This is a genomic window from Kitasatospora sp. NPDC085464 (assembly GCF_044541955.1).
In the GTDB taxonomy this organism is placed as follows: Bacteria; Actinomycetota; Actinomycetes; order Streptomycetales; family Streptomycetaceae; genus Kitasatospora.
On sequence record NZ_JBITTM010000037.1, the window covers coordinates 88,708 to 100,345 of the forward strand.

General features: G+C 71.6%; 8 protein-coding genes. 4 read left to right on the plus strand and 4 right to left on the minus strand.

The annotated features are described in order from the left end of the window. Positions 1-11 precede the first annotated feature (11 nt). Together sdhA and ACIGG8_RS29930 are read left to right on the plus strand one after the other, a co-directional pair. Entirely contained in the window at positions 12-1,754 is a 1,743-nt protein-coding gene (gene sdhA / locus ACIGG8_RS29925; protein ID WP_396551869.1) for a succinate dehydrogenase flavoprotein subunit, read from the plus strand. Further along, positions 1,754-2,527, plus strand: a complete 774-nt coding sequence (locus ACIGG8_RS29930) for a succinate dehydrogenase iron-sulfur subunit (RefSeq protein WP_396551870.1) — start codon at positions 1,754-1,756, stop codon at positions 2,525-2,527. Before sdhA ends, ACIGG8_RS29930 begins: the two co-directional genes overlap by 1 nt. Before the next feature lie 72 nt (positions 2,528-2,599). On the opposite strand, the gene ACIGG8_RS29935 is transcribed toward ACIGG8_RS29930, so the two are convergent. Beyond that, entirely contained in the window at positions 2,600-3,895 is a 1,296-nt protein-coding gene (locus ACIGG8_RS29935) for a hypothetical protein (protein WP_396551871.1), read from the minus strand. 95 nt (positions 3,896-3,990) lie between these two features. Next, a complete protein-coding gene (locus ACIGG8_RS29940) occupies positions 3,991-4,248 on the minus strand; it encodes an SCO4848 family membrane protein (protein WP_030059128.1) in 258 nt (85 codons plus the stop codon). A 141-nt stretch (positions 4,249-4,389) separates the two neighbouring features. Between ACIGG8_RS29940 and ACIGG8_RS29945 the strand changes: the two genes are divergently transcribed. Further along, on the plus strand, positions 4,390-5,586 hold the full coding sequence (locus ACIGG8_RS29945; RefSeq protein ID WP_396551872.1) for a D-alanyl-D-alanine carboxypeptidase family protein: 1,197 nt from the start codon (positions 4,390-4,392) through the stop codon (positions 5,584-5,586). A 27-nt stretch (positions 5,587-5,613) separates the two neighbouring features. Here ACIGG8_RS29945 and ACIGG8_RS29950 read toward each other — a convergent pair whose 3' ends face one another. Both ACIGG8_RS29950 and ACIGG8_RS29955 read right to left on the minus strand, forming a co-directional pair. Further along, a complete protein-coding gene (locus ACIGG8_RS29950) occupies positions 5,614-6,624 on the minus strand; it encodes a YihY/virulence factor BrkB family protein (RefSeq protein WP_396551873.1) in 1,011 nt (336 codons plus the stop codon). A 140-nt stretch (positions 6,625-6,764) separates the two neighbouring features. Continuing rightward, positions 6,765-7,763: a glycosyltransferase family 2 protein gene (locus tag ACIGG8_RS29955; protein ID WP_396551874.1), complete on the minus strand. Its 999-nt coding sequence runs from the start codon at positions 7,761-7,763 to the stop codon at positions 6,765-6,767. 135 nt (positions 7,764-7,898) lie between these two features. Here ACIGG8_RS29955 and ACIGG8_RS29960 point away from each other — a divergent pair, with 135 nt between their 5' ends. Then, positions 7,899-11,471 (plus strand): CDP-glycerol glycerophosphotransferase family protein, encoded by a 3,573-nt coding sequence (locus ACIGG8_RS29960; RefSeq protein WP_396551875.1) that lies wholly within the window; start codon positions 7,899-7,901, stop codon positions 11,469-11,471. Positions 11,472-11,638: the final 167 nt, after the last annotated feature.

The following is an 11,638-nucleotide window of genomic DNA, read 5'->3' on the forward strand; positions in this document are numbered from 1 at the left end:
GTTAACCCCCCATGCAGATTCACCAGTACGACACCGTCATCGTCGGCGCCGGCGGCGCCGGCATGCGCGCCGCCATCGAGTCCACGCAGCGCACCCGCACCGCCGTCCTCACCAAGCTCTACCCGACCCGGTCCCACACCGGCGCGGCCCAGGGCGGCATGTGCGCCGCCCTGGCCAACGTCGAGGAGGACAACTGGGAGTGGCACACCTTCGACACGGTCAAGGGTGGTGACTACCTGGTCGACCAGGACGCCGCCGAGATCATGTGCAAGGAGGCCATCGACGCCGTCCTCGACCTGGAGAAGATGGGCCTGCCCTTCTCCCGCACCGAGCAGGGCCGCATCGACCAGCGCCGCTTCGGCGGTCACTCGCGCAACCACGGCGAGGCCCCGGTCCGCCGCTCGTGCTACGCGGCCGACCGCACCGGCCACATGATCCTCCAGACGCTGTTCCAGAACTGCGTCAAGCACGGCGTCGAGTTCTTCAACGAGTTCTACGTCCTCGACCTGCTGATCAACGACGGCAAGACCGCCGGCGTCGTCGCCTACGAGCTGGCCACCGGCGAGATCCACGTCTTCCAGGCCAAGTCCGTCGTGTTCGCCTCCGGCGGCACCGGCAAGTTCTTCAAGGTCTCCTCCAACGCCCACACCCTCACCGGTGACGGCCAGGCCCTGGTCTACCGCCGCGGCCTGCCGCTGGAGGACATGGAGTTCTTCCAGTTCCACCCGACGGGCATCTGGCGCATGGGCATCCTGCTCACCGAGGGCGCCCGCGGCGAGGGCGGCATCCTGCGCAACAAGGACGGCGAGCGCTTCATGGAGCGCTACGCCCCCGTCATGAAGGACCTCGCGTCCCGTGACGTCTGCTCCCGCGCGATCTACACCGAGATCCGCGAAGGCCGCGGCTGCGGTCCGGACGGCGACCACGTCTACCTGGACCTCACCCACCTGCCGCCGGAGCAGCTGGACGCCAAGCTCCCGGACATCACCGAGTTCGCGCGCACCTACCTCGGCATCGAGCCCTACACGGACCCGATCCCGATCCAGCCCACCGCGCACTACGCCATGGGCGGCATCCCGACCAACGTCGAGGGTGAGGTCCTGCGCAACAACACCGACGTCGTCCCGGGCCTGTACGCGGCCGGCGAGGTCGCCTGCGTGTCCGTGCACGGCGCCAACCGCCTGGGCACCAACTCGCTGCTGGACATCAACGTGTTCGGCCGTCGCGCGGGCATCGCCGCCGCCGACTACGCCAACGCGCACGAGTTCGTCGAGCTGCCCGAGAACCCGGCCGAGAAGGTCCAGGCCCTGGTCGACGGTCTGCGCGAGGGCACCGGCACCGAGTCCGTGGCGCAGATCCGCAAGGAGCTGCAGGAGACCATGGACGCCAACGCCATGGTGTACCGCACCGGCGCCACCCTGAAGCAGGCGGTCGAGGACATCGCCGCGCTGAAGGAGCGCTACAAGAACGTCTCCATCCAGGACAAGGGCTTCCGTTACAACACGGACCTCCTGGAGGCCGTCGAGCTGGGCAACCTGCTCGACCTGGCCGAGGTGCTGGCCGTCTCCGCGCTGGCCCGCGAGGAGTCCCGCGGCGGTCACTACCGCGAGGACTTCCCGACCCGCGACGACGTCAAGTTCATGCAGCACACCATGGCGTACCAGGAGGTCGCCGCCGACGGCAGCACCTCCATCCGCCTCGACTACAAGCCGGTCGTGACGACCCGCTACCAGCCGATGGAGCGTAAGTACTGATGAGCACTCCGACTGTGGAGAAGCACTCGGCCGCTCTGGACGCGGTCGAGGCCGGTGGCACGCAGCTGATCACCGTCACCTTCCGGATCCGCCGGTTCAACCCGGAGGAGCACCCGGACCCGGTGTGGGTCGACTACCAGCTGGAGATGGACCCGAAGGAGCGCGTCCTGGACGCGCTCAACAAGATCAAGTGGGAGCAGGACGGCACCCTCACCTACCGCCGTTCCTGCGCGCACGGCATCTGCGGCTCCGACGCCATGCGGATCAACGGCCGCAACCGGCTGGCGTGCAAGACCCTGATCAAGGACGTCGACCCGGAGAAGCCGATCACGATCGAGGCCATCAAGGGCCTGACGGTCCTCAAGGACCTGGTCGTGGACATGGACCCGTTCTTCCAGGCGTACAAGGACGTCATGCCGTTCCTCATCACCAAGGGGAACGAGCCGACCCGCGAGCGCCTGCAGTCCGCCGAGGACCGCGAGCGCTTCGACGACACCACCAAGTGCATCCTGTGCGCCGCGTGCACGTCGTCCTGCCCGGTGTTCTGGAACGACGGCCAGTACTTCGGCCCGGCCGCCATCGTCAACGCGCACCGCTTCATCTTCGACTCGCGCGACGAGGGTGCCGAGCAGCGCCTGGAGATCCTCAACGACCGTGAGGGCGTGTGGCGTTGCCGCACCACCTTCAACTGCTCCGAGGCCTGCCCGCGTGGCATCGAGGTCACCAAGGCGATCCAGGAAGTGAAGCGGGCGCTGGTCACCCGCCGCTTCTGATCCCCGCCTGACAGCCCGGAGGCCCCCGCCCGATCCCCGGATCGGTCGGGGGCCTCCGGCGTTCGCCGGGCCCTAACGCAGGGCGCCGAGGTCCTTCGGCGCGGACCAGCCGCCGAAGGTCATCAGGTGCCGGTCCGCGGTGACGGCCCACAGGTCGGGCCCGCCGTCCCCGTCCCCGTCGCCCGAACTCCCGAGCGTCGGGTAGGCGGCGGTGGTGAAGCCGGTGGCGACCACGTGCCCGGACGGGTCGGCGAGGGCGGAGAAGTCGGGGGTGCCGTCGGCCCTCTTCGGGACCGGGTACGCGTGCAGCTCGCCGGTGGCCCGGTCACGCGCCCACAGGGCGAGGTCGCCGGCCGCGTCGGGGCCGGGGGCGATCAGGTCGTAGCCGTTCCAGGCACCGGAGGTGGTGAGCTTGCGGGCCTGCTGGTAGCCGTAGGCGAAGTCGCCCCCGGAGTGCAGCCAGAGGTTGCCGCCCTCCAGGGTCACCAGCGAGGGCTCGGTGCCCCCGTCGACCGGACCGAAGGCGACCAGCTGGTCGGCCTTGGACCAGTCCTTGGCGAAGTCCGCGGGGCAGGCCACGACCGTCGCGGTGTCGTCCACGCACTCGGTGGAACGGTCCGCACCCGTCCACGTCTGGCCGAAGGAGCCGTAGTCGACGTTCCGGTACAGGTAGAGGTAGCCCTGGCCGGGCTTGTGGACGAAGAAGTCGTCCGCCGACGGTGCGTGGTCGTTCGACCAGCCACGGTGCGCGACCTGGTACGACGCCCAGCCCGTCCGGTCGGGCGCGACGGCCGCCCGGACCGTCGAACCGGGCACGGTGCCGGTGGCGTTCACACCGAGGTACTGGAGGTTGCCCTGGGCGTCCGGCACCAGGATGTCCGCGACGCCGTCCCCGTCGACGTCGCCGAGAGTCCTCGGCGGGTTCGGGTTCGAGGGCGCGTAGAAGGTGTAGCCCGCCCGGCCGACGTTGCCGGCGCGGTCCGTCACCTCGACGGTGAGGGTGTTGGTGCCCCAGTTCACGACCTGGAGGTTCAGCGTGACCGTGCCGTCGCCGTCCGGCCGGACGGCGCCCGGTCCGTCGCAGCCGGAGGAGACGCCGAGGTAGTCCCAGCCGTACCGGACGCACGCGACCCCGGAGGCCGTCCCGCCGGGCGGGGCCGGGTCGGCGGTCCTCAGGACGAAGGTCCCCTTCTGCCCCGCGTACCTGGTGGCCGGGCCACCCGCCGGGAAGTCGGGCGAGGAGACGGTGACGGTCGGACTCGTGGTGTCCGGCGCGGTGTCGGCCACCGCAGCGGGAGCGGCGATCAGGCCGGCGACCACCGTCGCCGCGGCCGACCACCCGAGCCTGCGGGCGTGTCGAAGTGTCATGGATATTTCCCACCCCTGTGTCTGCAGATCTTTTCGATACGTGCACGAGCGGTGGGGATCCTGCCAGCAGGCACTGACAGCGGCAACGGGAATTCTCAGTCGGTGGCCGGGGTGCGGCGGGTGGCGCGCAGGCCACGGAGGCCGATGGTGCCGACGGCGATGCCGAGGGCGAAGGAGGTGACGGCGAGGAGGAGGTGGACCCAGAAGAAGGCGGTGGGCTGGGAGTGGTCGCCGTTGGTGAAGGCCTGGCCGCCGGAGTCCTTCCACAGGTTCTTGACGAAGGTGGTCCAGATGATGATCGACCAGACCCCGAAGGCGGTCAGGAACCAGGAGGTGCGGCGGCTGAGCTTCATGGGAGGTCCTCGGCGGGGGTGTGAAGAGGGTGTGCGTCCCCAGTATGCGCGGGCCGCCGATCGGCGTACGGCGGGCCCCTCCTGCGGAGGACGGGCCCGGAGTGGCGGACGTCCGGGGCCCGGAATGGGTACGGTCTGCTGGTGCCCACTCCCCGTCACACGTTCGCACGCCTGTGCGCCGCGGTCACCGCGGCCCTCCCGGTCCTGCTCGCCGCCCCGGCGGCGGTCGCGGCCCCGCAGCAGCCGCCCCCGTCGGCCGCGGTCGGCGGCGAGCGGCTGGGGAACCCCGGGGTCCAGGTGGCCCCGCTGGCGGGTGCCCCGGCGCTGCCGAGCGGTCTCACCGGCCAGTCCTGGATAGTCTCCGACGCGGCGTCGGGCGAGGTGCTGGCGTCCTACAACCCGCACCTCAAGCTGCCCCCGGCGAGCACCTTGAAGATCCTCTTCGCGGACACCGTGCTGCCCAAGTTCGACCGCAACGCGGTGCACCGGGTCGCCGACGAGGAGATCCAGGGGATCGGCGCCGGCAGCAGCCTGGTCGGCATCAAGGAGAACCTGGAGTACCGGGTCGAGGACCTGTGGCGCGGGGTGTTCCTGAGCTCGGGCAACGACGCCGTGCACGTCCTGTCGCACATGAACGGCGGCATCCCGCAGACCGTCGCCGAGATGCAGGCGCGCGCCGAGGCGCTGCAGGCGAAGGACACCAGGGTGGTCTCCCCGGACGGCTACGACATGGACGGCCAGGTCTCCTCGGCCTACGACCTGTCGCTGTTCGCCCGGGCCGGCCTGCGCAACACGGACTTCCGTATGTACTGCGCCACCCGGGACGCGATGTTCCCGGGCGCCGTGGACAAGAACACCGGCCAGCGCGGCAGCTTCGGGATCGCCAACACCGACCGGCTGCTGGGCAAGTACCCCGGGCTGATCGGGGTGAAGAACGGCACCACCACCAACGCCGGCTCGACCTTCGTCGGCGCCGCCGAGCGCGACGGCCGCACCCTGCTGGTGACGGTGATGCACCCGGCGAGCTACCAGAAGGTGTACGACGAGACGGCCGCCCTGCTGGACTGGGGCTTCGCCGCGGCCGGCAAGGTCCAGCCGGTCGGCAAGCTGGTCGACGAGGCACCGCCCGGCGGCGACGAGCCGACCGGCCAGGCCGGCGGCACGGCCGGCACGCCCGCGCCGCCGCCGCACCCCTCCCCCGCCGCCGCGCCCGCCGCGGCCCCCGCGCCGGCCGGGGACGACGGACTCGGCCTCGTCGGCTGGGCGGCCGTCGTGGTGGCCGGGACCGGGGCCGGGTACGGCGCTCTGGTCCTGCGACGGCGCCGTTCCGCCGGCTGACCACCCGTCGGACGGCCCGGCCCGGCCTCAGTCCCGGGGCCGGGCCCCGCCGTTCCCGGCGGCCTTCTCCGCCTGCGCCCGGGCCTTCCCGGCCCGGGCCTCGGCCCGCTCCTCGGCCTGCGCCTCGGCCTGCGCCTGCGCCTTGTCGGCCGCCTCCAGCAGCGCCCGTCCGTGCGCCCTGGTCCGTTCCCGGGCGGCCTCCGGGTCGGCCGTCGCCGTCCAGGCCACGCAGTACATCAGCAGCCGGCAGACGAAGTTGATCCACAGCAGCAGCGCGACCGGGGTGGCGAAGGCGCCGTACAGGCTCCGCCCGGCGACCGAGCCGAGGTAGGAGGCGAGCAGGATCTTCAGCAGTTCGAAGCCGACCGCGCCGATCAGCGCGCCCCGCAGGACGTCCCGGCGGCGCTGGCCGGTGATCCCGGGGAACGGCGCCAGCAGGTAGGCGAACAGCAGGGTGTCGCACCCTATGGCGATCAGCACGCCGACGCCGGTCAGCAGGTAGCCGCTGCCGAGGCCGATCGCCTCGGCGATCCGCCCGGCCAGGGTCGTCCCGGCGGCGGAGGCGGCGAGGGAGAACAGCGACACCAGGCCGAGGCCGCCCAGCACCACGACGTCCCAGGCCTTGCGCAGCACCGCGTTGCCCTCGTCGTCGGGCAGCTGCCACAGGTCCCGGATCGAGGTGCGCATGGTGTCCACCCAGCCGAGCCCGGAGATCAGCAGCAGCGCCCCGCTGACCAGTCCGACCGTGCCCGCGCTGGCCACCAGGGACGGCAGGTCGAGCGCGTCCGAGATGCCCGGCAGCTGGTCGGAGATGCGCTCCTGCAGGTCGTGCACCCGGCTGTCGCTGAGGGTCGCGACGGCGATCGCCAGGCCCACCGTGAGCAGCGGGAACAGGGCCAGGAAGCCGAAGAAGGTGACGGCGCCGGCCAGCCGGTTGCCGCGGGCCGCGGAGAAGTACTCGTACACCCGGTACGCCCGGGTGCGCAGCACCCTGGAGACGAGCGGGCCGATGACCGGAAGGCGGGTCAGGAAGTCCACCCGACCGGTTATACCGGCCCGTCCCCCGAACGGCCGTCAGGCACGGGGCCGGCTCAGGGTTTCCGGGTGTCCCGGATGCCGTGGGTGTCCCGGGTGTCCCGGGTGTCCGGGGTGTCCCGGGTGTCCGGGGTGTCCCGGGTCTACCGCCTGACCAGCCGGCGGGCCTTCGCCACCGCACGGACGGCCTGGTAGGCGGCGTAGCGGCCGCTGCCGAGCAGTTCGGTGCGCAGGCCGTCCACGCCGGCCGGCGGGCGGTAGCCGGCCGGGCGCAGCCGGGCGCAGTGCGCGGCGGCGCGGCGGAAGTACTCGCGGCGGTCGCCGGGCGGGACCCTCCCGGGCTTGGAGACCACGGTGTTGAGGTGGTGCAGCATCCGGCCGTAGACGACCGGGCGCCAGCGGTCCAGGTCGGGGCGGCGGTCGAGGAAGGCGAAGACCAGGTCGTACTGGGCGAAGACGTCGAAGTGCTTGCGGCTGGCGGTCGCCAGGATGTTGCCGCCCTCCTGGCGCTGGCGGTAGTGCACGCCGACCAGGTCGAGCAGGGTGATCCGGCCCGCGGCGAGCAACGCCGGGTACGTCCAGGGGGTGTCCTCGTAGTAGCCGGCCGGGAAGACCAACTGCTGCCCGGTGACGAAGTCGCGGCGGTAGGCCTTGTTCCAGACGACCTGGAGCAGGTCGAGCAGGTCGGGGCGGGCGTCGAGGTCGAAGACGTCCGGGGAGGCGGCGCCGAAGACGTGCGCGGAGGCGGCCCGGGTGATCCGGCCGTCGGCGTACGTGCGGGCGTAGTCGTAGACCAGGACGTCCGGGTCGTCGGTGGCGGTGAGCCGCTCGTCGACGGCCTTGAGCAGGCCCGGGGTGAGGGTGTCGTCGCTGTCGAGGAAGACCACGTAGTCCCCGCCGGCGACCTCCAGGCCGGCGTTGCGGGCCCGGCCGAGGCCGACGTTCTCCGGCAGGTGCAGCACCCGGACCCGGGGGTCGGCCGCGGCGGCCTCGTCCAGCATCGCGCCGCAGCCGTCCGGGGAGCGGTCGTCCACCGCGATCAGTTCGAAGTCGGGCCCGTCCTGGCCGAGGACCGAGTCGAGGCACTCGGCGAGGTAGTCCTGGACCTGGTACACGGGGACGATGACGCTGAAGCGGGGCACGGGGCCCAGCGTAGTGGCCCCCGGGGAGGCCCCGGCCCCGGAGGTAGGATCGGGACGCACGTACGCACCGTTCGAAGTGCGGTCAGGCCCCCAACGGGCTGCCTCGCTCCTTCCCCAGAAAGGCCTGCGTAGCCGATGGCTCCCCGCCTCTCCATCGTCGTTCCGATCTACAACGTCGAGCGTTATCTCGTCGAGTGCCTCGACTCGATCGCCGCCCAGACCTTCACGGACTTCGAGTGCGTCATGGTCGACGACGGGTCGAAGGACGACAGCGCGGCGCTCGCCGAGGCGTACGCGGCCAAGGACTCGCGCTTCCGGCTGGTCCGCCAGGTGAACAAGGGCCTCGGCGCGGCCCGCAACACCGGTATCCGGCACATCGACCCGGACGCCGAGTTCCTGTGCTTCGTGGACAGCGACGACTCGATGCCGCCGAGCGCGTACGAGCTGATGATCAACACGCTGGAGGAGACCGGCTCGGACTTCTGCACCGGCAACGTGCTGCGTTTCCGTGCCGTGGGCTACTACCAGTCCGGCGGTCACGTGAAGCCGTTCAAGGAGACCAGGCTCAAGACCCACATCACCGAGGTCCCGGCGCTGGTCACCGACCGCACCGCGTGGAACAAGGTGTACCGCCGCTCGTTCTTCGACGCGGCCGACCTGCTCTACCCCGAGGGCATCCTGTACGAGGACGCGCCGGTCAGCGTCCCGCACCACTACCTCGCCAAGAGCGTGGACGTGCTCTCCGAGCCGATCTACCACTGGCGCGAGCGCGAGGTCGGCGAGATGTCGATCACGCAGATGCGCACCAACCCGAAGGGCCTGATCGACCGCGTCGCCTCGGTCGAGCTGGTCCGCGGCTGGCTGAAGAAGCAGACCGAGCCGCGCTTCGCCCAGTACCTGCAGTCCTACGACGAGAACACCCTCGTCGAGGAGATCCCGATGTTCTTCTGGTCCGTCGTGGACGGCGACAAGGAGTACCGGGACGCCTACGTCCAGCACGTCAGCCGGCTGCTCCGGGCGATCGGCCCCGAGCAGGTCCGCAAGCTGCGCGCACCGCTGCGGCTGAAGTACCACCTGACCCTCGCGGGCCGGGTGGACGAGCTGGTCGAGCAGATCAAGTACGAGGGCGAGAGCGGCGGCGGCGTCCAGGCCCGCGGTCTGCTGCGCCCGTACGCCGACTACCCGTTCCTGCGCGGCGGGCGCAAGAGCGTGCCGTCCGGCGTGCTCAAGCTGGACAACTCGCTGGTCATGCGCAGCCGGCTGTACGAGAGCGCCTGGGTGGGCGGGAAGCTGCAGCTGACCGGGCACGCGTACCCGGAGCAGCTGGGCGCGGCCAACAAGCACGACATGGTCCGCACCCTGGTGGTGCGCGAGACCAAGGGCCGCCGGGTGCTCGCCGTCCCGATGAAGACCACGTACAGCCCCGAGGCCACCGCGAGCTGCAACCACGACCTGTACAGCTGCGACTGGTCCGGCTTCACCGTCTCGCTCGACCCGAAGAAGCTCAAGCACCGCGGCCAGTGGAAGGACGGCCACTGGCGCCTCCTGGTCGCCGGTGCGGGCAAGGGCGGGGTGTACAAGGGCCGGATCTCGGCCGGCTGGAGCGACACCGCGCTGTACGTGCCGTCGCACTGGGTCGAGCCGGACGTGCGGATCGTGCCGTGGGTCCGGGACAACTTCGTCTTCCTGCGGGTGGAGACGGTCAAGGCGCGGGTGACCGGCCTGGCCGCGCACGCCGGCCGGGTGGAGGTCTCGGGCGCGGCCCGCTCCGGCCCGAGCTTCGCCGGGGCGCTGCTGCGGCTCACCCACGTCGAGTCGGACCGCACCGTGGACGTCCCGCTGGAGCTGGGCGCGCCGGTCGGCTCGCTGCAGCCCTTCACCGCCTCCTTCCCGACCGCCGAGCTGACCGCCGTCCGCGAGGCCTGGGCCGAGCTGGACCCGGTCGCCGACGAGCGCGCCCGCGACCGCTGGGACACCGCGCTGCTGCTGGCCGACGGCAGTGTCGTCCCGGTGGCCTGGGACGAGCGCAACGCGCCCGAGCAGCTGCACGTGCCGCTGAACCCGCAGGCCCCGGCCGGCCTGCGCCGCTCGCTCTACTCCAAGCCCTCCCCGGGCGGCTACCTGCAGTTCTCCGACCAGCTGCTGCAGCCGCTGGTGGACGAGGTGTCCGCGCGCGGCGCCGACGGCTTCCTGCTCAGCGGCTCGTTCCCGCTGCCCGGCGCGCACCGCTGGGAGCTGGTGGTCCGTCACCACTGGCGCGAGGAGGAGCACGTCTACCCGGTGGAGATCTCGGAGGGCCGCTTCCGCACCGCGCTGCCCGCCGTGCCGACGGCCTCCTTCGCCGGCCGGGTGCCGTTCGCCAAGGGCACCTGGGACGTCTACTTCCGCCAGGTCGGCGCGCCGGTCGAGAAGCTGTCCGACGCCTCCGCTCAGGTGACCCCGGTCTGCTTCGCCGCGCTGCCGCTGGAGGTGGAGTCCCGCGGCAAGCGGATCGTGCTGGAGCGCCGCTACCACGACGGCCTGTCGCTGGAGTCGCACGCGGCGCTGCTGCCCGAGGAGCGGTCCGGCTACCGCCAGCGCCAGCTGCGCAGCGCGGACTACCCGGCCGCCCGTCGGCTGCCGGTGCGCGACACGGTGCTGTACAACGCCGGCAACGGCAGCATGTACGCCGACTCGCCGCGGGCCGTCCACGAGGAGCTGGTCCGCCGCGGCCTGGCGCTGGAGCACCTGTGGGGCAGCGACGACATGCAGGTCGAGCTGCCGCAGAGCGCGACGGCCGTCCGGCTGTGGAGCCCGGAGTGGTTCGAGGCGCTGGCGACCGCCAAGTACATCGTCACCAGCACCCACCTGCCCGACTTCTTCGTCCGCCGCCCCGGCCAGGTGGTCCTGCAGACCTGGCAGGGCACCCCGCTGAAGCAGGTCGGCTTCGACTTCGAGAAGGTCTGGTTCACCGACTCCAACTACCTCAAGGGCCTGGCCCGGGAGGTGCCGAACTGGAACCTGCTGGTGGCGGGCAACCGCTGGTCGGCTCCGGTGCTGCGGCGCGCCTTCGACTTCAAGGGCGAGATCCTGGAGAGCGGTGCGCCCCGCAACGACCTGCTGTTCGCGGCCGACCGGGAGAAGACCGCCGAGCAGGTCCGGGAGCGGCTCGGCCTGCCCGAGGGCAAGAAGGTCGTGCTCTACGCGCCGACCTGGCGCGAGGACCGTCGCCGGCCGCAGGGCGGCTACCAGATCGACCTGCGGATCGACCTGGAGGCGGCCAAGGCCGCGCTCGGCGACGACCAGGTGCTGCTGGTGCGCCGGCACAACGTGATGTGCGGCCAGATCCCGGGCGCCGGCAACGGCTACATCTGGGACGTCGGCAGCTACCCCGACATGGCGGAGCTGCTGCTGATCGCCGACGTGCTGGTGACCGACTACTCGGCGAGCGTGTTCGACTTCGCGTCGACCGGCAAGCCGATGTTCTTCTTCACCCACGACCTGGAGCACTACCGGGACAACCTGCGCGGATTCAGCCTGGACTTCGAGGCCGAGGCGCCCGGCCCGCTGCTGGCCACCTCCGAGGAGCTGGTCGCCGCGCTCGGCCGGATGGACGAGGTCGCCGCCGAGTACGCGGACAAGGCCGCCGCGTTCCGTGAGGCGTACTGCGACCTGGACGACGGCCAGGCCGCCGCCCGGGTGGTCGACGCGATGCTCCGTACGGAGTAGTCACCGCGAACGGTCCTGGAGGCGCCCGACACCACCGGTGTCGGGCGCCTCCGCGTTTTCCCGGAAACCCCGGGCCGCGGAATCCCCGGAACCTCCCGAAACCCTCGGGACCTCCGGGAACGGCAAATATCCGCACAGCCGATCCAGTTCCGAACCGGCGTTCCCGG

Coding starts and splice junctions, on each gene's coding strand:
- ACIGG8_RS29940 (WP_030059128.1), bottom strand. CDS start 4,248: ATGAAGCTCAGCCGCCGCACCTCCTGGTTCCTGACCGCCTTCGGGGTC.
- ACIGG8_RS29935 (WP_396551871.1), bottom strand. CDS start 3,895: ATGACACTTCGACACGCCCGCAGGCTCGGGTGGTCGGCCGCGGCGACG.
- ACIGG8_RS29930 (WP_396551870.1), top strand. CDS start 1,754: ATGAGCACTCCGACTGTGGAGAAGCACTCGGCCGCTCTGGACGCGGTC.
- ACIGG8_RS29960 (WP_396551875.1), top strand. CDS start 7,899: ATGGCTCCCCGCCTCTCCATCGTCGTTCCGATCTACAACGTCGAGCGT.
- sdhA (WP_396551869.1), top strand. CDS start 12: ATGCAGATTCACCAGTACGACACCGTCATCGTCGGCGCCGGCGGCGCC.